We start from the raw sequence: 20,910 nt of genomic DNA on the forward strand, positions 1-20,910 counted from the left end.
TTTAATATATGCGTAATACTAAAGATTTAGCAAAACTCGGTTTTTCGCTGTGTCCTTATGGTGTGAACCGAATGTTACCTAAGTACCAAAAAGAACCCGCTTCAAAGGCGGGTTCTATGTAAGTAAATTAATCTTCGCTAACCATTTCCTCATATTCTTCTGCTGACATTAATTCATCTAACTCTTCTTGATCTGTTGGTTCTACAACAATCATCCAAGCTTTTTCATATGGTGATTCGTTAACGAATTCCGGTGAATCATCTAGTTCCTCATTCACTTCAACTACTTTTCCGCTGACAGGAGCATAAAGTTCAGATACGGTTTTAACGGATTCCACACTGCCAAATGGTTCGTCCGCTTTAACTTCATCGCCTTCTTCTGGCAATTCTACGAATACGATATCTCCAAGTTCAGATTGAGCAAAATCAGTAATTCCAATTCGTACTTTTTCACCTTCTTGTTTTACCCATTCATGTTCTTCTGAATACTTAAAGTCCTTCGGTAAATTCATCATATCAGCCTCCATTTTCAAAGTTCATGTTAGATGAGAAAGACAAAAACTTTTACTTATTCCATACTTCCTCAAATTGTTCTTCCTTAAACCCGACCGTAACTCTTTCGCCATCTGTAACAATCGGCCTTTTTAACAGCATACCATCAGAAGCAAGGATGTCGAGCAATTCTGACTCGTCTGCTGATTTTATTTTGTCTTTCAAACCGAGCTCCCGATACTTTTTACCGCTTGTGTTAAAAAATTTTTTCAATTCCAGGCCGCTTTTGTTGTACAGATGAGCTAGCTCTTCTCGGTCTGGCGGGTTTTGGACAATGTCATGTTCATTATAAGGGATATCCTTATCATCAAGCCAATTTTTTGCTTTGCGGCATGTTCCGCAGCGAGAATACCCATAATACGTCAGTGCCATGGTTTCCTTTCTCCCTTCCTCCTCTTCATTCCTTCTCTATTATATCCAAATTTGCCATTTTTCTCGATATGTTTAAAAATTTTGCTGTGTATGCGAAAAAGCTCCGATAAACGGAGCTTTTTCAAATCACTTAGCAGAGAGGAGAATGCCTTTCCGAAGAAAGGGGATATATGTTTTTGGAGCTGAAAATGCTCCAAATTGTATAACAGTTTTAAACGACATAACGCTCTGCATCCAGAACGCTGCCAGCGATTTGACGCTTCAATGCAACCACGTTAGTCGGGGTGTGGCGGCTAAGCTTTCGAAGCATAGAGAGCATAGTGCGGAGATTATCTCCCTCTTCCATATGAACGAGCGACTCTTTTGCATTAGCTTCTAGTCTATTCAGTGCTTCTTGACAGAAAACACGAGTCAGTAAAATCTTCATTTCTTCTTTGTCTGCCCCGTTTTTATTGATAGCTTTTTCTGTTCGAAGAATGGCTGATTCCATCGAATAAATATCGCTTACGATATCTGCCACGTTCATCAATAGCTCTTGCTCTTCTTCAAGAGACTTTCCATACTTTTGTGCCCCGTTTCCAGCCACCATAAGAAAAACTTTTTTCGCATTTTTTAATAGATATTTTTCCTTTTCCAGTGGAGCATCTCCAGGCTCCTCGGGCATCATCATCATCAGTTCTTCTTGAAGATTTTGTGCTTTCTCAAGAAGCGGAAGTTCTCCTTTCATTGCTTTTCGCATAATTGTACCTGGTACGAGCAGGCGGTTAATCTCGTTTGTTCCTTCAAAAATACGATTAATACGAGAATCTCTATAAATGGTTTCTACTTCATATTCAGACATAAACCCGTACCCGCCATGAATTTGAACGGCTTCATCTGCTGCGAAATCTAACGTTTCTGAACCAGCAAATTTATTTAAAGAACATTCAATCGCATATTCTGCAATAGAAGTAGCTACTTTTCCGCCGTCTTCCTGTTCTTCTTCGGAGAGTTTGCCAAGCTGCTCCTCAAAAAGACCGCCCGTACGGTAAATGGAACTTTCTAAAGCATAGGTTTCAGAGGCCATTGTTCCTAATTTTTCTTGGATTGCTCTAAATTGGCCGATGGGCGTTTTAAACTGCTTTCTCTCGTTTGCATAGGCGGAAGCTAACTCAATTGCACGTTTTGCCCCGCCGACACAGCCTACCCCTAGCTTATAACGGCCGACGTTTAAAATATTAAAGGCGATCACATGGCCGCGCCCTGCTTCTCCAAGCAGATTTTCTTTCGGAACTTTTACATCTTCTAGAAGCAATGTCCTTGTGGACGACCCTTTAATTCCCATTTTCTTTTCTTCAGGACCAGTGGAAACTCCTTCGAATTCACGTTCAACGATAAAGGCAGTAAAATGTTCCCCGTCAATCTTTGCGTACACAATAAAAATGTCAGCAAAAGCAGAGTTTGTAATCCATTGCTTTTCCCCATTTAAAATGTAGTGAGTGCCTTCTTCATTCAAGACAGCTGTAGTCTTAGCTCCTAAAGCATCCGACCCTGAGCTTGGCTCTGTTAACGCGTATGCTGCAATTTTCTCTCCCGTTGCCAGTGCTGGCAAGTATTGTTTCTTCTGTTCTTCGTTTCCGAAAAAGACAATAGGCAGCGATCCAATACCGACATGAGCACCGTAACTTAATGAAAAAGCACCAGCACGAGAAAACTTCTCGGTAATAAGCGAGGAACTGATCTTATCCAGACCAAGACCACTGTATTTTTCAGGAACGTCTGCTCCAAGAAGCCCGAGTTCGCCTGCTTTTTCTAACAGACGCCGTGAAATGTCAAATTTATGATTTTCTATCTTCTCTGCCTCTGGAACCACTTCGCCCACGACAAAGTCTTCTGTTGTTTTTGCAATCATTTTGTGTTCTTCGCTAAAATCTTCTGGCGTAAATACTTGTTCTGGCTTTACTTCCTCTACTAAAAATCCTCCGCCTTTTAAACCAAGATCAACAGCACTGCTCATGTTTTCTACCTCCAATAGTTATATAATATTGGGAGGCTGGGAGGAAAAAGGTGTTGTCCTCCCGGTTCCCCATTTTTCCGATTTTCTTTACAATAATTCAAATACCCCGGCAGCTCCCATTCCTCCGCCAATACACATCGTAACTACGCCAAATTGTTCATTTCTTCTTTTCATCTCATTCATCAAACTGAGTGTGAGTTTTGTTCCCGTACATCCAAGCGGATGTCCGAGGGCAATCGCCCCTCCGTTTACATTGACTTTGTCATGGTCAAGATTTAAATCTCGTATAACTTGAAGAGATTGCGACGCAAATGCTTCATTTAACTCAAACAATCCTATATCCTCTATTTCCAAACCGGCTATTTTCACTGCTTTTGGCAGCGCTTCAACTGGGCCGATCCCCATGACTTCGGGTCTGACCCCAGCTACTGCAAAAGAGTGAAATTTTAATATAGGGGTAAGTCCTTCTGCTTGTGCTCTTTCTTTTTCCATTAACAAGACAGAAGCAGCACCGTCACTCATTTGTGAAGCATTTCCGGCTGTAACAGAGCCTTTCGGGTGAAAAGCGGGGGGTAATTGACTAAGTTTCTCTGTTGTTGTTCCCGGGCGCACCCCTTCATCACGAGCAAACCTCACCTGCTCTTCGTTTACTTTGTTGTTATCTCCTACAGAACGCAAGGTCACATCTACAGGGACAATTTCCTCATCAAACTTCCCTTCTTCCATCGCTTTGGCAGCCCGCCGGTGACTTTCTGCTGCAAAAGCATCTTGATCTTCTCTAGAAACACCGAATTCATTCGCTACTTGTTCAGCCGTATAGCCCATTCCCATATAATATTCTGGTGCTTCGTCTACAAGCGATGGGTTTGGGGCGATAACGTGACCTCCCATTGGAATAAGACTCATCGACTCTGCTCCACCAGAAATAATTGCATTAGAATGACCGAGCATTATGCGTTCCGCTCCATACGCAATGCTTTGTAACCCTGAAGAGCAATATCTATTTATGGTAATGGCAGGTACGGTATGGGGCAGACCGGCAAGGGCCGAAATATTTCTAGCCAGATTCATCCCTTGTTCTGCTTCCGGCATGGCACACCCAATAATGACATCTTCAACGATCGACGGATCTGCATCTCCTGCACGTTTTAACGTCTCTTTGACGGTGAGCGCACCATAATCATCAGGCCTGGCGTTTGCGAGTGTTCCTCTTTTTGCTTTTCCTACCGGGGTTCTTGCTCCGGATACAATAACCGCTTCTTTCACCAGCTATCCCCTCCATTTCTATTTCTGTTAGATTAATTGCGTAATGGTTTTCCTTTTGTCAACATATGCTGCATTCGCTGCTGTGATTTTGGTTCACCAACAAGGCTTAAGAAAGCTTCTCTTTCAAGGTCTAATAAATACTGTTCGTCTACAAGCGTTCCTTTTGGCACTCTGCCGCCTGCAAGCACAAATGCAAGCTTTTCAGCAATTTTCACGTCATGTAGAGAGACCATTCCTCCAAATTGGAAGGTTTTTGCCCCAAGCTTCATTGCTGCATAGCCCGTTTCACCTGCTACTGGCACCTTTTTGCGCTGCGGGGGAACGTATCCTTTTTCGTATAAATGAATAGCTTGTTGTTTGGCGTAATAAATCGTATGATCTCCATTAACAATAATGTCGTCTCTGTCACTTAAAAATCCGTTATCACGTGCTTCATCTGCAGAAGTGGAGACTTTAGCCATTGCGATTTTTTCAAACACTTTATTTGCAGCATCCATTAGTTTTGCACTTTCGTCCTGAGGGAGATTTTCGATATGGCGAAGATACAGTTCTTTATTTCCTCCCCCGCCAGGAATTAAGCCAACCCCTGTTTCTACAAGACCCATATACGTTTCTGATGCAGCTTGAACGCTTGCTGAAGGAAGACAAATTTCGGCTCCTCCGCCAAGTGACATTCCATGTGGTGCTGCCACGACAGGACGTTTTGCGTATTTAATATTTGACATAGCTAATTGGAACTGACGGACAACCATGTCGATTTCTATAAAGTTAGCATCCTGTGCTTCCATTAAAATCATCATTAAATTGGCGCCAACACAAAAGTTTTTGCCTTGGTTTCCAATTACAAGTCCTTTAAAGTTTTTCTCTACTTCATCAATAGACTGGTTAATCATTTGCAAGACATCTAATCCAATTGAATTGTTCGGAGAATGAAACTCAAGGCAAGCTATATCATCACCGATATCGATTAGACTTGCTCCTGCATTTTTTCTTATCACTGCATTATTATTTTTTAACTTTTGCAAGTTGATCTCTTTTTTGTTTATATCTTTTTTCCGGTATTCCCCGTTGTGATAAAATTCTTCGGGGTTTTTATAAAACGTGTGAACACCTCGTTCCAGCATTCTTTTTACCCAGGAAGGTACATTTTCTCCTTCTGTTTCCATACGCTCTACCGATGTTTCTACGCCAATGGCATCCCATGTTTCAAATGGACCCATTTCCCAGCCAAATCCCCACTTAATGGCTTCATCAATCGCTGCAATGTTATTTGCAATCTCACTGCTTTTTTCGGCAGAATACAACAACACCGGTTTCATAATATTCCAAACAAGCTTTCCTGCTTCATCGTCTGCATATACAAGCACTTTCAATTTATCATTTAACGTTTTTGCTTGTTTTGCCTGCTCTGTAGAGGCTGTTTTTATTCTTTTTCTTGTTTCATATTCAAAGGTCTTAGGATTCAGTTCTAGTATTTCCGTTCCTTTTTCTCCTTTTTGTTTCTTATAAAATCCCTGTCCTGCTTTACTTCCAATCCAGCCTTTATCTGCCATTTTTTTCATAAAAGCAGGCGGATCAAATATTTCCTTTTCTTCTCCTTCAACTTGGTCATATACATTTTTGGCGACGTGAAGGAACGTATCGAGTCCTACGACATCCAGCGTTCGAAAAGTAGCGCTTTTTGGCCGTCCGATAACAGGCCCCGTAACAGAATCAATTTCCCCTACGGACCAGCCACCTTCCATCATCTTGCGTACTGTTACTAATAAGCCGTATGTGCCGATACGGTTTCCAATAAAATTAGGAGTGTCTTTCGCTTCTACTACCCCTTTTCCAAGCGTATCCTCAGAAAACTTTTTCATAAATTCCAGTATTTCTGGATCTGTTTTTTTGTTTGGTATAATTTCAAGCAGTTTTAAGTAACGAGGCGGGTTAAAAAAGTGAGTTCCTAAAAAGTGGGAGCGAAACTCTTCGGATCGCCCTTGTACCATGGCATTAATGGAAATACCGGAAGTATTTGAGCTAACAATAGCATGAGGCTGTCGGTACGCTTCCACCTTTTCTAATATTTCTCTTTTCACTTCTATATTTTCTACAACTACTTCAATTATCCAATCTGCTTCGTGTAATCGATGTAAATCGTCTTCTAAATTCCCCGCTTCAATACGAGAAAGGTTAGTTTTCGTTGTTAACGGAGCTGGTTTTTGCTTCTTTAATTTTTTTAAACTCTGCTCGCTTAAGCGGTTGCGCACCTTCTTATTTTCTAAAGTAAACCCTTTTGCTTTTTCTTCATCTGTCCGTTCTTTAGGCACAATATCCAGTAGCAGAACCGAAATACCTACATTAGCAAGATGTGCGGCAATACTTGCTCCCATTACTCCGGAACCAAGGACCGCAGCTGTGTTTATGCTGCCTTTCATTGCTTTCCTCCTTCTTCATTTTTGAATGAACACTCATTCAAAAATGTCTTAAAAAAATATTATGAATAATCGTTCAGTTCTATTAATACTATAAAAGATTTTCTTCATTTTGACAATAGAAAAGACAGAAAATTTCCGCTTCGAAAAACTTGCCGCCGCTGGGCGCTGAAGCTAGACATCAAAAACGCCAAATATTTATAATTTCTTACCTTTAAATAAAATAATCATCCTCGTCTCCTCTCTTATGATATGCATATTGTCTATTAGAGGTTTACATACTAACTATCGTATATTAAAAAGGAGGAATGTATAAATGGATCAACAGCAGCAGCAAAACCAAAACCAGCAGCAAGTCATGCCTCAGCCTCCCCAGCATGTTACTGTAAAAGACCACTTGTACCTTTCTGACATGCTTAGTTGGAATTTAAATGCAGCGAAAAAAGCTGCTTTTTTTGCCAAACAGTGTACAGATATGGATATTAAGCAGGAGTTGGAAAAAACAGCTCAAATGCATGAACGTCATTATCAACAGTTAATGACACATCTTCAATCAGGCAACCAGCCGATACAGCCAAATACCAATTAAAGAGGAGGTTTGAAAGATGCCTGGATCAAACAAAATTCAAAACCCAAAAACAGAAGTACCGCAAACACCTGAAATGAATGATCGTGATTTCTTAAATGATATGTTAACAACAGAAAAGTACATGACGGATTCATACAGCACCGCTATGAATGAGGCTAGTCACAAAGATTTTTATAACGATATTTCCTTAATTTTTAACGAAACTCAAAATGTCCAGCGTGACTTGTTTAATTTAATGTTTGAAAAAGGATGGTACAGCTTTGAAGCTGCCGATCAGCAAACTATAGATCAAACCTTTCAGCAGTTCAGCGGATACAACAGCCAGCTTCCTACTGGAGGAATGACACAATAATCTTCAACTGAATGGAGCTGTCCTAAGCGGGCAGCTTCTTTTTTCGATTGAATAAAAGAACTCTTGTTCCTTTAAGCATGAGAGCAGGGTAACGAACATATGTTTCCAACAGAATAAAAATTTTTTAATTCTTTTTCCTCTCTTTTTATGTTTTTAAACCTTTTTTCGAAAATTTTTTTGGAATTTTTTTTAGGCTTCTATCACTTGTCTTATCTGACTTACAGCATTTATTGGGTATAGAAGCTTAAATTTTTTTTATTTGTAGAGGTTTATTTAAAATTTTAGTTGGGTATCAGACCTAACGACTCGCCATTTTCATTAAAATCTATGTAGTGGAAAAGGAGTGATGGTGTGATGGCAGTCGATAAATACCCTTCCAGACAAGGTCAACAGGCAAAAATCATGGAAAGACAAGACCCTGTACTTCACCGTAACCCCGAATTCGCAGATGGTCCTTTAACAGAACAGGACTTAAAAGGTTTTGAAGAAAATGGCTACTTAATGTTTGAAAAACTTTTTAACGATGACGAAGTAGCTATTATGAAAAGCGAATTGCGGCGCACAATGGATCTCAACCAAGAAAGAAACGCAGACGATGTAATTAAAGAACCCGGCAGTAATGAAATTCGGTCCGTGTTTGAAATTCACAAAGACAGCGGTTTCTTTCAGGCGTTATCCAAAAACCATCGTATTGTGAAAGCAGCCCAGCAGCTGTTAGGCAGCCAAGTTTACATCACACAGTCCCGAATAAATTTTAAACCAGGCTTTAAAGGTAAGGAGTTTTACTGGCATTCGGACTTTGAGACTTGGCACGTAGAAGATGGCATGCCTAATATGCGTGCGGTAAGCTGCTCGATCATTCTAACGGATAACTATGAGTACAATGGCCCGCTCATGTTAATTCCTGGATCTCAAAAATGGTACGTATCCTGCCCCGGTGAAACACCTGAAGATAATTACAAATCTTCGCTGCAAAAACAAGAAACCGGGGTACCGGATAATGAAAGCATGAAATGGCTTGTAGATCAGGCGAATGGAAGAATTGACCGGGCAACTGGACCTGCCGGCTCTGTATTGTTCTTTGAATGTAATACGATGCACGGGTCTGCCGGCAATATTTCACCGTATCCGCGCAGTAATGTTTTCTTTGTATTTAATTCGATTGAAAACAAACTCACTAGTCCATATTCCGGCCAGTCTCCGCGTCCAGAATTCCTTGCAAACCGGGAAGATATTAAGCCTATTACACCAAACAAAGACCGTCTACAAACCTTTTCTAGCAGAATTGCTAGAAAATAAGTTAGAACAGACGCTGCCCTTCATATGTCAGGGGCAGCTTTTTTTCGTTCCAAATGGACATTTTATGTTTTGTACGTTCATTGGCCGGGAAGAAATGTTAAGACTTAACATTAAACGAAAAAACGGCAGCAGTGAAGAAAGGAATAACACTCTATGCGATTTAAAAATTTTTTACCTCGCCCTATTCGTAAATTGTCGAGTATGTCCTACCGGCAAATTTGGTATGAACTTCGTGCTAACCTCTGGTTCAGCTCGCTAATATATGCAGTTTTTGCTGTTGTTCTTGTATTATTTTCCTATTGGCTTGATTTTACTACGGAGATAAAACAGTATCTTCCGGACATGTTTTTAACGAATTATCAGCTTACCTATATATTAGTCAGCACTTTGATTGCTGGTATCCTTACCTTAAACGCATTTACGTTTAATTCTATTCTGGTTGTCTTAACAAGTTTCTCTGGCCAATTTTCTCCACGCATGCTGTCAAGCTTTGTTTCCGACCGTCGTACACAGCATGTAATCGGCATTTTTAATGCTTGTTTTCTTTATGTTCTTATAGCATTCTTTTTAATAAATGAAGAAGAAAACGGTATGTATGTTGCTATTCCGCTTTTTACCGTCGCTTCAGCTTTTTTAGCTTTATCAAACTTTGTATTTTTCATCAATCATGCTGTTAAATGGATGCAGGTACCTAACCTGACAAACAACATGAAATACGAATCACAAAAAACGATTTTGCGTACCTTATTAAAAGATTTAGAGCCTTATCGAACGAAGGAACCTAATCATACGGAAAAAGATTTGAATGAAAGGGAAGGACATGTTATTGCAGCTAATGCTTCTGGTTTTATTCAAATATTTGATTACAAACATTTAATTCAAGAAGCCAAAAGAGATAAAATCATTTTACGGCTCGAACGCCGGATCGGAGACTTTGTAACAGAAGGCATGCCTATCATCACATATTGGAAAATAGATGATACCGCTGTTAATGAATTTAAGTACAGAAGACTTATATACTTGGGGCCGAAAAAAACAGAAGTGCAAGATTTGGAGTTTGGTGTAAATAAGCTAACAGAAATCGCAATTAAAGCCATAGGAAATAGTGATCCAAACACAGCGAATAATGCAATATATCAACTAGCAGACTTACTGGTCTCGATTTCGAAAGTTACCAGATTCACTCCCTATTTAACTGATACCGATCATAAACTTCGCCTTATTATTAAAGATGAGTCATTTGATTATTACTTATACTCTGCCTTTTCTCAAATAAGTGTATACGCTAAAAATGAACCTTTTTTAACGACAAATATATTGGAGGCCTTAACGATTCTTTCGCATTCGGTACCTCCAGAGAATCATCTTTGCTGCTGGGAATTTGCAAAAACAGTTGCAAGAGGGTATCAGGAAGGCTTCACCTATGCCTACAATGAACAAAGGTTTTATAATAGTTTAAAGGGTATTGCAAAAAAAACGGGTTACTTAGATAAATATGAAGAGTTTGAACAAGAAATCAAATCAAAGATGAACAACGTCATTGATAAATAATATAAATGGGGCTGTCCCAAAAGGTTTTTTTCAGCTGAAGTTAATTAAGAAAAGCGCAAGCGCCTTGCTCACGAGCGACAAGTTCTGGAGGGTCGGCATATGGAAAGCTGATCTTTGCTTTCCATTGACGAACCGAAGGAATCTCGAACGAGTAGGCGCTGAAGCTAAACATCAAAAAAACGCCAACTATTTATAATTTCTTACCTTTTAAAAAATGCAGCCGACCCGACTTATGGGTCAGCCCTGTTTTATTCTTCTTGTTTTTCATGATTTCTGCTAGAAGAATGCTGCGATAATAGCAGCCCATAAAGCATCGCAAAAACCATGCCGCCAAACCCGATCATTTGAAAAGCTGTACTTTGTGAGTTTTGAAATTGAACCGTACCTATAAAAAATAGAAGTACAAAGGCAGTCATCATAATAAAAGTCCATAACATCGGCTGTTTCATAATCTCACTCCCATTTTCATGTTATCTTTCCATGATATGTGTTCGCGTTTGAAATAATGCAGAGATTTTTTTAGATGTTATGCTGTTTTTCCGTATTCTACCTTTTTAAAACCTGTTTATATATATTTTTTGTAAATAATCTTCCAGAGAATTTCTGTAAAGAACAAAAGCGCAAGCGCCCTGAAAAGCCGCGACAGGTTCTGGACCTTTCGTGCAGGGTCGCCTGCGGCCCGGAGTCGAAAGGGAAGAAACCCCGAGCGGCTGGGCGCTGAAGCTAGACGCGGCCAAAATGATATGGAAATAGTTATCCACAATTGAAAAAAATATAATTTCCTAGACAATGAAAAAGCACACCTATGACAAGGCATGCTGTTAAGTTTTATTCCTTAATGTAAAGATTCCCGCTTACCGATTTCAAATGGATGAGCACATCACCTGCTCCTTTTGTTCCTTTCAAGCTTCTATTTCCGCTTTGTTCTATTGTATCTAAGGCTACGTCATTTCTAATATCGCCGCTTACGACTGAAACACATAAACGAACATTTTCTTGTCCTACTTGAAGATCGACATCACCGGAAGTAACATTCATTCGAACATCGTTTTTTATTTCTTTCCATTGTACATTTATATTGCCTGACGTTACATTGGCTGTAAGCGGTCCGGTATAATCGTTTATGTTAATGTTTCCAGAGATTGTTTCCACTGCTGCCTTGTCGGTTTGTACGTCATTGAGAGTAAGATTACCTGATTTTGCTGACAAATCTATTTCTTCTGTTTTTATATTCGTCATATACGTATCACCAGAAGCGATATCTGTCTGTATGGATTTATACCTTTTTTCTTGTTCATTTTCAAAGCGGAAATCACTCGACCCCCCGTGTATCGAAAGACGGCCTTTAAACGCTTCTGGAATCGTAACAACCCAATTAGAATTTTCACCTAAAGTGAAAAAAGAAAACCAATGCTGTTTTGGCTGAGTAATTTTTACTGCATGACTATCTTGAGTGATTTTCACATCATTGTCTTTATTACGTGCAGAAGTCTCAATGCTTACTGTATCTTTATCATGCGTTTGTATAGTAACATCACTCGATAATGCATTAATCTGTATACTGTCTGCTTCTTGTAGTGTTTCTTCTAAATGTTTATTAGAACTAGCTATTCCGGGTACATAATTGCTGACATTTGCCAATAACGTTGCAGCTAATATAACAAACCCTATCAATACAAGAATCAAACCGGCTAACCTGCGCATGATTTTCCCTCTTTTTCATTTCATATTATCAACTTATCACCGTCGAATCAGCTTTTTTTCGTTTCAAATAATTCCTAACTACATAGAACACGATGATAAAACAAGTTATTGCTATAAAAGCGGGCAGGCCCCCTGTCAGCATAAATGATCCTGCTAGAATAAAACCTAATCCAGTTCCTATCATCATTTTCGATTGTTCTTTTTTAAGAAGCTTTGCTCCGGCATAAAAACTTGTTCCCGCTAAACAAAGGGTAAGAATAGAAAAAACACGGTCTTCTAATAATATAAATATGGCCAGCAGTACCACTGCCCCTGCCACTATTTTATTCCGCTTCTTATCAAGCATGAATACTCCTCCTGTTTTCTATCTGTTAATCTTTATTTTAAGGCAGGAGATTTTGTAACGCACCATAATCTGGGAGGATTTTCGATCCGTCTGAAGACGGATAATGTTTTCCAATTTTCCATATTTGATTGAAAGAGATTATCCTAGTATTATTATACATAGTAGACGTTACACTATTTTTCTGAACATACACAGAATTTTTACAAAGCAATTAATCGGAGAGAGGAAGGAAGACAATGGAAAAAAGCAAAAAAGATTTGCGTATACGAAGCAAAGTAATAAGTGAAGGTGTCAATCGCGTTCCAAACCGTTCCATGCTTCGGGCTGTTGGCTTTGAAGACGAAGACTTTAAAAAACCAATGGTTGGTGTGGCTAGTACCTGGAGTGAAGTGACTCCATGTAACATACATATTGACAAGCTCGCACGCCAAGCAAAAACCGGAGCAGCAGAAAATGGCGGGGCTCCTCTTATTTTTAACACGATCACTGTTTCTGATGGAATTGCAATGGGACACGAAGGAATGAGCTATTCCCTTCCGAGCCGTGAAATTATTGCAGATTCGATTGAAACAGTTGTAGGAGCAGAACGCCTGGATGGTTATGTAGCGATAGGCGGATGTGATAAAACAACTCCTGCATGTCTGATGGCAATCGGCCGAATGAACCTGCCGTCCGTTTATATTTACGGTGGTACAATTCAGCCAGGCAAGTTAAATGGAAACGATATTGATATTGTTTCTTCTTTTGAAGCAGTTGGCCAGCACCAGCAAGGCATTATTAATGATGAAGAACTGCATCAAGTAGAGTGCAATGCGTGTCCGGGAGCAGGTGCATGCGGAGGTATGTACACAGCCAATACGATGGCAGCTGCTGTAGAAGCAATGGGTATGAGTATTCCTGGTTCCTCTTCTACTCCGGCAGTTTATGATTATAAAGAAATAGAAGCAAAAGAAGCAGGAGCTTTAGTAACAGAATTGCTTGAAAAAGAAATTTACCCTCGGGATATTATGACAAAAGAGGCGTTCGAAAACGCTATTACCGTTGTGATGGCCCTCGGCGGCTCGACAAACGCCTTTTTACATCTTCTTGCTATTGCTCATTCGGCAGACGTAGATTTGAGTTATGACGACTTTGAAAGAATTCGTAAAAACGTTCCTCATATTGCTGATTTAAAGCCAAGCGGAAAATACGTCATGCAAGACCTTTACTTGGCAGGCGGTGTGCCGGCTGTAATGAAATTATTGCTTGAAGAAGGACTTCTTCACGGAGACTGCCTCACAGTTACCGGTAAAACACTGGCAGAAAACCTAAAAGAAGCACCTAGCCTTAAAGAAGGACAAGACATTATTTATCCGCTCAGCAATCCAATCAAACCTAACGGGCCTCTAGTTGTATTAAAAGGAAACCTTGCCCCAGAGGGTGCTGTAGCAAAAATGTCCGGTCAAAAAATCAGCAGGTTTGAAGGAACAGCTAAAGTGTACGACAGTGAAGCCACTGCAACAGAAGCGATTACAAACAATGAAATCAAAGAAGGCGACGTTCTCGTTATCCGCAATGTCGGTCCAAAAGGCGGACCAGGTATGCCTGAAATGCTTTCCGTTACAGCTATGATTGTCGGAAAAGGGCTTGGCGGCAAAGTCGCTCTTATTACAGACGGGCGTTTCTCCGGCGGTTCTCACGGCTTTGTTATCGGCCACGTAGCGCCTGAAGCTGCTGCCGGCGGCCCAATCGGATTGCTTGCAACCGGAGACAAAGTTACGATCGACAGCGATACGCAGGAAATTAATTTTGAAGTATCGGATGAAGAGCTTGATAAACGTGCGCGTGAATGGAAAGCTCCTGAACCTAGATACAAAACAGGATCCCTTGCAAAATATGCTAAATTAGTCGCTTCAAGTGCTCGTGGAGCGGTGACAGATCATAATTTAGATTAACAGAGGATTTCCTAATGAATAAAAGCAGCTTAAGCGTTAAACACACGCTAAGCTGCTTTTTGTTTATCACTATGGAGAGATGGCTTCTTCTGCTTCTTTTGCCATTTCCGAAACGGACGCTAATCCCCCGCCTGATAGGTACCAGTAGTTTGGATCAAGATAAAAGATGTTATCATTTTCATATGCTTTTGATTGTTTGACGATCTCATTTTCGATAACTTGTTGTGCGGATGACTCTCCTCCTACTGCTGCCCCGCGGTCCACGACAAATAAGTAATCAGGATTTTCTTCTGCAATATATTCAAAAGAAATACTTTGTCCATGCGTAGAGGCTTCTATATTTTGATCCGCTTCGGCAAACCCAAACTCATCATGAAGAATTCCAAAGCGGGAACCAGCTCCATAGGCACTCACTTTTCCGTCATTGGCTAATACAATCAAGGCTTCTTCTTCTAATGCAGATGCCTTTTCTTGTAATTGTTCAATGTCTTCTTTTACTGCAGACAGCTCTTCTTCTGCTTCTTCTTCTTTATCGAAAATTTCAGCTAACGTTTGAACGTTTGCTTCAAAGGAAGAAATATAATTTTCCGTGTCTACCGCTAAATATATCGTAGGTGCAATTTTACTTAACTCCTCATAAGCATCAGATTGGCGGCCGGAAATAACTATAAGACCAGGGTCCATTTCTGCAATTTTTTCAAAATCGGGTTCTTTTAATCCCCCTGCATTTTCATAATCGGAGCTTTCGTATTTTTCTAAGTATGAAGGAATATTGGCTTGCGGCACCCCGCTAACTTCTACTCCTAATTGATCTAACGTATCAAGTGATCCAAAATCAAACACAACTACGTCTTCAGGATTTTTTTCAACGGTTGTTTCCCCTAGTTCATGTTCTACTGTTAGTTCTTCCGATTGATCAGCCTCCGCCTTTGCATCGCCTGCTGCTTCTTCCTCTGCTTCTCCTTCACCGCACGCTGCCATTACACCGAGTAAAAGAGCCCATAACAATAATACACCAAGCTTTTTCTTCATATCTGTTCTCCTCCTTATATTAATTAAAAGTACACACAAATTTTTCTTTGATTGATTTGCTGAATGGTCATATCCATGTCATAAATATCTTTTAAGACGTCTCTATTAATAATTTCATCTGTCCTTCCCTCTTTGACCACTTTTCCATGTTTCATAGCTACAATGTAATCGGAATAACAAGACGCGAAATTAATATCATGAACAACCAGTATTACTGTTTTTCCAAGATCATCGACAAGCTGGCGGAGCACTTTCATAATCTGCACGGAATGCCGCATATCAAGATTGTTCAACGGCTCATCTAAAAGAATATATTCTGTATTTTGAGCAATCACCATAGCGATAAACGCCCGCTGTCTTTGGCCGCCGCTCAGCTGATCTAAAAAAGCATCTTCCATCTTCTCAAGCTCCATGTATGAAATAGCTTCGTTAATAAAGTCCCAATCTTCGTCTGTTAACTTTCCTTGAGAATACGGAAAACGGCCAAAACTAACCAAATCTTTTACCGTAAGGCGTATATTCAAATAATTAGACTGTTTAAGAATAGAGATTTTTTTGGCCAGTTCTTTGCTTGGTGTCTGTGCTACTTCTTGATTGTCTATGAGCACTTCTCCGCTGTCTTTTGAAATCAAACGACTGACCATGGATAAAAGCGTACTTTTTCCCGCTCCGTTCGGACCAATAAATGTAGTAATTTTCCCTTTTTCAATGGAAACAGAGACATTTTCCACCACACTTTTTTCCGCATACTGCTTGAAAATGTTTTTTACTTTTACCATGTTTTATTCTCCTTTAATAAAAGATACAGAAAGTAGACTCCGCCAATAAAGTTAATAATGACACTAAGCGTCGTTGTAAAAGTAAAAAGCCTTTCCACAATGACCTGACCGCCTACTAATGCTATGACACTTATTAAGATTGTTCCTGTTATTAAAGATTTGTGCCGGTATGTTTTTAAAAACTCATGACCAACATTGGCTACAAGCAATCCAAGAAAAGTGATCGGGCCAACAAGAGCGGTTGAAATGGAAATAAGAACAACCACTATTAAAAGCAGTCTATTCACCACATAATCATAAGAAACCCCCAAACTAACAGCGTGTTCTTTTCCAAGTGATAGAACATCAAGATACTTTGCAAATGGCTTCAAATACCAAAGCGTCACTCCAAATCCTGCAATCGATAATACAAGAAGTTCTGTATGAATGTTGTTAAAGCTGGCAAACATTTGATCTTGTACGATTTGAAATTCATTAGGATCAATCAATACTTGCATAAAGGAAGATAAACTCTCAAAAAACGTTCCAAATATTAATCCAATTAACAAAAGAAAATAAATATTACGGCCTTCTCCTCGGAAAAGAAATTGATACAACAAGAACGCAAAACCCATCATAATCGTTACAGTAAGTAAAAAGTTTATATTTTTATCTATCATCGTCAACGATTGAGAGCCGAGTACAAAGATAATTACGGTTTGAATCAACATATATAAAGAATCTAAACCGATGATGCTTGGTGTTAAAATGCGGTTATTTGTAAGCGTCTGAAAAATGATCGTCGCAATAGCTATCGATGCACCTGTTACAACCATCGCTAATACTTTTTTGCCTCTGCTTGGCAGAACGTAATCCCAATTGCTGCCTATCCCCTGGAACATAAAAAAGCAAACGAAAAGGGCTGCAACAATAGCTAGAACCGTTAATTTAGCCTTAAGACTCATAGGATTTTCTCCTCAACAACAAATAAATAAAAATACCGCTTCCTATCACACCGACAGTCAGGCCAATTGATATCTCATACGGGTAAATGATAATTCTTCCTAAAATATCACAAAATAACACAAACACAGCCCCGAGAAGCGCTGTATGTCCCAGGCTTTTTTTCAGGTTGTCTCCTCGAAAAATCGTCACAATGTTAGGAATAATCAGACCTAGAAATGGAATCATTCCTACCGTCAGAACCACAACGGAAGTAACCAATGCCACGACCATTAACCCTAAGTTGACAACCTGTCTGTAATTGAGCCCGAGATTAACGGAAAATTCTTCCCCCATACCTGCTACTGTAAATTTGTCAGCGAATAAATAAGCTAAAATCAATGCAGGCAGACTTATGTAAATGAGTTCATACTGTCCTTCTACAATCATAGAAAAATCACCATGCAGCCAAGAGGACATATTTTGAATCAAATCATTTTTATAAGCAAAAAATGTCGTGATGGAACTGATGATATTTCCCAAACATGAGGCCGACAAGCGGTATAAAGATTGTATCTTTAAATTTAATTTTTTCTAAAATTTTCATAAAAACCAGCGTTCCGAGTAAAGCAAAGACAAAAGAGATGGCAGCTTTTTGCAGCGGCGACGCGCTGGTAAAGACCATTAAGGAGACAAGAATACCAAGTCTTGCTGCATCCAATGTTCCTGCCGTCGTAGGAGATACGAATTTATTACGGCTTAACTGCTGCATAATCATACCGCAGATACTCATGCTCATCCCGGCTATTAATATGCTGACAAGACGGGGAATTCTGCTTGCCCATAATATATGATCCTGCTCTTCTGTCAGTTTAAACAGATCGATTGGTGATACGTGCTGCACTCCAATAAACAGTGATGCGAAAGATAAAACAAGGAGTGCTGCTAAAAGATACCTTTTTCTCATAATTTACCTTTCTCAACCTGCGCAGGTAATAATGAAATTAATTATCATTTTCATTGATAACAATTCTCATTCTAGTACTTCTATTTCATTTGTCAATTATTTCTTATTAGTCTCATGTAACAGCAGGTTCTTTTTTTTCTTCCGAAGATGGCCGAATCGCTGCAAAGGTAAGTAAAACAGCCGCCACGCTGATTCCTGCCAAAATATAATAAATGAAACCAGGACCATGTTTCATCAATACCGCAACAATAGGAGGACCAGCAGCAACACCTACAAAACGCATACTGCTGTAAAAAGACGTAATCGAACCCCGTTCTTCTTTTTTGATCCCTTCTGTAATTAAGGCATCCAAGCAAGGCAGTGATAACCCTATTCCTATACCGGCAATAGTCAAAAGCAGTGTAAACATAAATAAGCCCAATTCTTCCCTCACAAAAAACAAGGACACCGCCGCTGTTGCATTTCCTCCTAAAATAAACCATTTCATACGAATTTTATCTTCTCCTATCATTTTTCCGCTCGAAAAGGATGCAATACATAAAAATAACAACGGAATGGCTAAGACTAAGCCTTTTACATACCCTTCAATGCTATATTTTTCTTCAAGTAATGAGGAAAAATGAAACAAAATGCCAAACAACACTAACATTAAAATACACCCGATAAAAAACACCGCGAACAACCAGCGGCCGTTATGGTGAAACGTGTCTTTAACCCCTTGTACAAATTCATGAAAGGATGGATTTGTGCTCTCCTCTTCTTTTTCTTTTTTTGGTGTTTTCACTAAAAAAAATACTAAAAGAACTGCTATAAAAGACAATATCGGAATCGCTATAAAAGGCATGTACCAAATCACGACCGCCAGCAATGCACCTAAAATGGGACTTAGCACTTTTCCAAGCGTATTAGCTGTTTCAATAATGCCCAATCCCTGACTCACTTGTTCTTCTTCTTTAAACATATCGCCTACAGTCGGAAGTACCACTGGAAAAGCTCCGGCAGCTCCCACTCCTTGTAAAAACCGTCCGATCATAATAACGGTATATGGATTTTCCATCTGCCATGCTGCGTAGGCCGACACAGCCCCGCCCATTCCAACAATGATAAGGCTTGGTATGATCACTTTTTTTCTTCCAATTCTGTCGGATATATACCCTGAAACGGGAATAAGAACGATAGCTATTAATGAATAAATAGATATGATCAAACTTGATTGAAAAGGTGTGATGTTAATTTCTTTTTCAATTATTGGCAGTACTGGGATCAACATTGAATTTCCTAATGTCATCATTAATGGAATTGATGCTAATGCGAATAAATCCCATCTCTTTTTTTCCATTTCGCTCCTCCGATTACTCGCTAATGTTTTAACTCAAAATGTAAAGGTAGTGTTCGTCTTCTTCTTCTTTATTATCCTTCAATTTTTTTACATTTCGTAACGAGTTAAACGATATAATGATTTTTCTATTTACGTTCATAATAAGAATATGTAAAAAACGAAGGGAGTGGTTTTATGACGAATAAAAACAGATGGTTGATTGCTCTTTCTGCTGTTGCCATTCATTTATCTATCGGTTCTATTTATGCATACAGTGTTTATCAAAACCCTTTAAATGAGGCGCTGGGCTGGGAAAAGACAGATGTGTCGCTGGCCTTTACAGTTGCCATATTTATTCTCGGTCTTTCTGCTGCTTTTTTTGGAAAGTTTGTCGAAAGAAGAGGTCCGCGCATTTCTGCTATTATTGCGGCCATTTTATTCGGAATCGGAACCGTTGGAGCCGGGTTTGGCGTTCAAATGGAAAATTATATAATGTTTCTTGCGTTCTTTGGCGTAGTCGGCGGTTTTGGTCTTGGTTTTGGGTACATCGCCCCTGTTTCTACGCTTGTAAAATGGTTTCCGGACCGAAGAGGGCTCGCTACTGGAATGGCTGTGATGGGATTTGGCGCTGGCGCTCTTATTACAAGTCCAGTCGCAAATGGATTAATGAGCAACATATCGATTCCGATGACTTTTTATATTTTAGGCATTTGTTATTTTTTGCTTATGCTTTTTGGCGGACTTTATATTGCTAAACCTCCAGAAGGGTGGAAACCCAATGGGGCAGAAGTGGAAGAAGAAGAAAAAGAAGGAGATTTATCTTCCCTGAAAGCGAATGAAGCGGTGAAAACATTGCGTTTCTGGCTTTTATGGGGAATGATGTTCATCAATATTTCTGCGGGTATTATGTTGTTATCTGTTGCTTCTCCTATGTCACAGGAAATTACAGGAGCGACAGCAGCAACAGCTGCTACGATTGTCGGGATAATGGGATTATTTAACGGGGCCGGAAGGATCGCGTGGGCGTCTGCTTCTGATTATATGGGCCGTGCCAATACGTATCTCATATTTTTTATCTTTCAAGTAGCTGCTTTCTTTTTACTTCCTTTTATTACGAATGTCATATTGTTCTCTATCCTTCTTTTCCTCATTGTTTCTTGTTACGGAGGAGGATTTGCTTGTTTACCTGCTTTTATCGGAGATTTGTTTGGTACAAAACAATTAGGAGCCATACACGGTTATTTACTGACATCGTGGTCGATCGCGGGTGTAGTCGGACCGATGATCGTTTCTACTGTATATGAATATACAGCAAGCTACACTACTACATTTTTTGTATTTGTCGGATTTTTAATAACAGCTCTGGTGCTGGCTATTCTTATGAAACGCAATATTTCCAAGGTGAGAGAAGGGAAAACCGAACAAGCTGAACCTGAATTGTCCCCCCAGTAACTAGGCATGAGCTGCTCAAGCGTGTACCAGATTACAGCTGCGAAAAACACAAGAAGCCGCTTCC

19 protein-coding genes and 1 pseudogene are annotated in these 20,910 nt (G+C 39.7%); 6 read left to right on the plus strand and 14 right to left on the minus strand.

Going from position 1 to position 20,910, the window contains the following annotated elements; all coding sequences use genetic code 11:
* Positions 1 to 127: 127 nt before the first annotated feature.
* The 5 genes from gcvH to FZF09_RS17290 all read right to left on the minus strand — a co-directional run bounded on the left by gcvH (position 128) and on the right by FZF09_RS17290 (position 6,605).
* Positions 128 to 511, minus strand: coding sequence for a glycine cleavage system protein GcvH (gene gcvH, locus FZF09_RS17270; protein WP_091581304.1), 384 nt, complete (start codon positions 509 to 511; stop codon positions 128 to 130).
* A gap of 52 nt (positions 512 to 563) precedes the next feature.
* Positions 564 to 923 (minus strand): arsenate reductase family protein, encoded by a 360-nt coding sequence (locus tag FZF09_RS17275; protein ID WP_158737839.1) that lies wholly within the window; start codon positions 921 to 923, stop codon positions 564 to 566.
* A 211-nt stretch (positions 924 to 1,134) separates the two neighbouring features.
* A complete protein-coding gene (locus tag FZF09_RS17280) occupies positions 1,135 to 2,919 on the minus strand; it encodes an acyl-CoA dehydrogenase family protein (protein ID WP_158737840.1) in 1,785 nt (594 codons plus the stop codon).
* An 87-nt stretch (positions 2,920 to 3,006) separates the two neighbouring features.
* Entirely contained in the window at positions 3,007 to 4,185 is a 1,179-nt protein-coding gene (locus tag FZF09_RS17285) for an acetyl-CoA C-acetyltransferase (RefSeq protein ID WP_158737841.1), read from the minus strand.
* 32 nt (positions 4,186 to 4,217) lie between these two features.
* Positions 4,218 to 6,605 (minus strand): 3-hydroxyacyl-CoA dehydrogenase/enoyl-CoA hydratase family protein, encoded by a 2,388-nt coding sequence (locus FZF09_RS17290; protein ID WP_158737842.1) that lies wholly within the window; start codon positions 6,603 to 6,605, stop codon positions 4,218 to 4,220.
* A gap of 313 nt (positions 6,606 to 6,918) precedes the next feature.
* Here FZF09_RS17290 and FZF09_RS17295 point away from each other — a divergent pair, with 313 nt between their 5' ends.
* From FZF09_RS17295 to FZF09_RS17310, 4 genes are all read left to right on the plus strand, one after another.
* Complete coding sequence (locus FZF09_RS17295; RefSeq protein ID WP_158737843.1) at positions 6,919 to 7,191, plus strand: hypothetical protein; 273 nt, start codon at positions 6,919 to 6,921, stop codon at positions 7,189 to 7,191.
* Between the two features lie 16 nt (positions 7,192 to 7,207).
* Positions 7,208 to 7,543, plus strand: coding sequence for a spore coat protein (locus FZF09_RS17300; RefSeq protein WP_158737844.1), 336 nt, complete (start codon positions 7,208 to 7,210; stop codon positions 7,541 to 7,543).
* A gap of 354 nt (positions 7,544 to 7,897) precedes the next feature.
* Entirely contained in the window at positions 7,898 to 8,842 is a 945-nt protein-coding gene (gene thpD / locus FZF09_RS17305) for an ectoine hydroxylase (protein ID WP_158737845.1), read from the plus strand.
* Positions 8,843 to 8,995: 153 nt separating this feature from the next.
* Positions 8,996 to 10,393, plus strand: coding sequence for a DUF2254 domain-containing protein (locus tag FZF09_RS17310; protein ID WP_158737846.1), 1,398 nt, complete (start codon positions 8,996 to 8,998; stop codon positions 10,391 to 10,393).
* A gap of 40 nt (positions 10,394 to 10,433) precedes the next feature.
* On the opposite strand, the gene FZF09_RS23140 is transcribed toward FZF09_RS17310, so the two are convergent.
* The 4 genes from FZF09_RS23140 to FZF09_RS17325 all read right to left on the minus strand — a co-directional run bounded on the left by FZF09_RS23140 (position 10,434) and on the right by FZF09_RS17325 (position 12,443).
* The gene (locus FZF09_RS23140) at positions 10,434 to 10,565 is read right to left on the minus strand and encodes a hypothetical protein (protein WP_255450605.1); all 132 of its coding nucleotides are present in this window, start codon (positions 10,563 to 10,565) and stop codon (positions 10,434 to 10,436) included.
* 76 nt (positions 10,566 to 10,641) lie between these two features.
* Positions 10,642 to 10,842, minus strand: a complete 201-nt coding sequence (locus FZF09_RS17315) for a hypothetical protein (RefSeq protein WP_158737847.1) — start codon at positions 10,840 to 10,842, stop codon at positions 10,642 to 10,644.
* 379 nt (positions 10,843 to 11,221) lie between these two features.
* Complete coding sequence (locus FZF09_RS17320; protein WP_158737848.1) at positions 11,222 to 12,097, minus strand: DUF4097 family beta strand repeat-containing protein; 876 nt, start codon at positions 12,095 to 12,097, stop codon at positions 11,222 to 11,224.
* A 28-nt stretch (positions 12,098 to 12,125) separates the two neighbouring features.
* On the minus strand, positions 12,126 to 12,443 hold the full coding sequence (locus FZF09_RS17325) for a hypothetical protein (RefSeq protein ID WP_158737849.1): 318 nt from the start codon (positions 12,441 to 12,443) through the stop codon (positions 12,126 to 12,128).
* 236 nt (positions 12,444 to 12,679) lie between these two features.
* Between FZF09_RS17325 and ilvD the strand changes: the two genes are divergently transcribed.
* Entirely contained in the window at positions 12,680 to 14,377 is a 1,698-nt protein-coding gene (gene ilvD / locus FZF09_RS17330; RefSeq protein ID WP_158737850.1) for a dihydroxy-acid dehydratase, read from the plus strand.
* Positions 14,378 to 14,446: 69 nt separating this feature from the next.
* Here ilvD and FZF09_RS17335 read toward each other — a convergent pair whose 3' ends face one another.
* The 5 genes and pseudogenes from FZF09_RS17335 to bcbE form a co-directional block, all read right to left on the minus strand.
* Positions 14,447 to 15,409: a siderophore ABC transporter substrate-binding protein gene (locus tag FZF09_RS17335; RefSeq protein WP_158737851.1), complete on the minus strand. Its 963-nt coding sequence runs from the start codon at positions 15,407 to 15,409 to the stop codon at positions 14,447 to 14,449.
* A 23-nt stretch (positions 15,410 to 15,432) separates the two neighbouring features.
* Positions 15,433 to 16,188, minus strand: coding sequence for an iron ABC transporter ATP-binding protein (locus FZF09_RS17340; protein ID WP_158737852.1), 756 nt, complete (start codon positions 16,186 to 16,188; stop codon positions 15,433 to 15,435).
* Entirely contained in the window at positions 16,182 to 17,132 is a 951-nt protein-coding gene (locus FZF09_RS17345; protein WP_158737853.1) for an iron chelate uptake ABC transporter family permease subunit, read from the minus strand. Before FZF09_RS17345 ends, FZF09_RS17340 begins: the two co-directional genes overlap by 7 nt.
* A pseudogene (locus FZF09_RS17350) lies at positions 17,122 to 18,076 on the minus strand (ABC transporter permease). Before FZF09_RS17350 ends, FZF09_RS17345 begins: the two are co-directional and overlap by 11 nt.
* A gap of 112 nt (positions 18,077 to 18,188) precedes the next feature.
* The gene (bcbE, locus tag FZF09_RS17355) at positions 18,189 to 19,415 is read right to left on the minus strand and encodes a bacillibactin exporter BcbE (protein ID WP_158737854.1); all 1,227 of its coding nucleotides are present in this window, start codon (positions 19,413 to 19,415) and stop codon (positions 18,189 to 18,191) included.
* 174 nt (positions 19,416 to 19,589) lie between these two features.
* Between bcbE and FZF09_RS17360 the strand changes: the two genes are divergently transcribed.
* A complete protein-coding gene (locus FZF09_RS17360; RefSeq protein ID WP_158737855.1) occupies positions 19,590 to 20,846 on the plus strand; it encodes an L-lactate MFS transporter in 1,257 nt (418 codons plus the stop codon).
* Positions 20,847 to 20,910 lie beyond the last annotated feature (64 nt).

It is taken from the genome of Alteribacillus sp. YIM 98480 (genome assembly GCF_009765375.1).
Classification (GTDB): Bacteria; Bacillota; Bacilli; order Bacillales; family Marinococcaceae; genus Alteribacillus.

Excerpts from the sequence above, each read along its gene's own strand:
- FZF09_RS17310 (WP_158737846.1), top strand. The coding sequence starts at position 8,996 with ATGCGATTTAAAAATTTTTTACCTCGCCCTATTCGTAAATTGTCGAGT.
- gcvH (WP_091581304.1), bottom strand. The coding sequence starts at position 511 with ATGAATTTACCGAAGGACTTTAAGTATTCAGAAGAACATGAATGGGTA.
- FZF09_RS17325 (WP_158737849.1), bottom strand. The coding sequence starts at position 12,443 with ATGCTTGATAAGAAGCGGAATAAAATAGTGGCAGGGGCAGTGGTACTG.
- bcbE (WP_158737854.1), bottom strand. The coding sequence starts at position 19,415 with ATGGAAAAAAAGAGATGGGATTTATTCGCATTAGCATCAATTCCATTA.
- FZF09_RS17290 (WP_158737842.1), bottom strand. The coding sequence starts at position 6,605 with ATGAAAGGCAGCATAAACACAGCTGCGGTCCTTGGTTCCGGAGTAATG.
- thpD (WP_158737845.1), top strand. The coding sequence starts at position 7,898 with ATGGCAGTCGATAAATACCCTTCCAGACAAGGTCAACAGGCAAAAATC.
- ilvD (WP_158737850.1), top strand. The coding sequence starts at position 12,680 with ATGGAAAAAAGCAAAAAAGATTTGCGTATACGAAGCAAAGTAATAAGT.
- FZF09_RS17275 (WP_158737839.1), bottom strand. The coding sequence starts at position 923 with ATGGCACTGACGTATTATGGGTATTCTCGCTGCGGAACATGCCGCAAA.
- FZF09_RS17345 (WP_158737853.1), bottom strand. The coding sequence starts at position 17,132 with ATGAGTCTTAAGGCTAAATTAACGGTTCTAGCTATTGTTGCAGCCCTT.
- FZF09_RS17315 (WP_158737847.1), bottom strand. The coding sequence starts at position 10,842 with ATGAAACAGCCGATGTTATGGACTTTTATTATGATGACTGCCTTTGTA.
- FZF09_RS17295 (WP_158737843.1), top strand. The coding sequence starts at position 6,919 with ATGGATCAACAGCAGCAGCAAAACCAAAACCAGCAGCAAGTCATGCCT.
- FZF09_RS23140 (WP_255450605.1), bottom strand. The coding sequence starts at position 10,565 with ATGTTTAGCTTCAGCGCCTACTCGTTCGAGATTCCTTCGGTTCGTCAA.
- FZF09_RS17340 (WP_158737852.1), bottom strand. The coding sequence starts at position 16,188 with ATGGTAAAAGTAAAAAACATTTTCAAGCAGTATGCGGAAAAAAGTGTG.
- FZF09_RS17300 (WP_158737844.1), top strand. The coding sequence starts at position 7,208 with ATGCCTGGATCAAACAAAATTCAAAACCCAAAAACAGAAGTACCGCAA.
- FZF09_RS17360 (WP_158737855.1), top strand. The coding sequence starts at position 19,590 with ATGACGAATAAAAACAGATGGTTGATTGCTCTTTCTGCTGTTGCCATT.
- FZF09_RS17320 (WP_158737848.1), bottom strand. The coding sequence starts at position 12,097 with ATGCGCAGGTTAGCCGGTTTGATTCTTGTATTGATAGGGTTTGTTATA.
- FZF09_RS17335 (WP_158737851.1), bottom strand. The coding sequence starts at position 15,409 with ATGAAGAAAAAGCTTGGTGTATTATTGTTATGGGCTCTTTTACTCGGT.
- FZF09_RS17280 (WP_158737840.1), bottom strand. The coding sequence starts at position 2,919 with ATGAGCAGTGCTGTTGATCTTGGTTTAAAAGGCGGAGGATTTTTAGTA.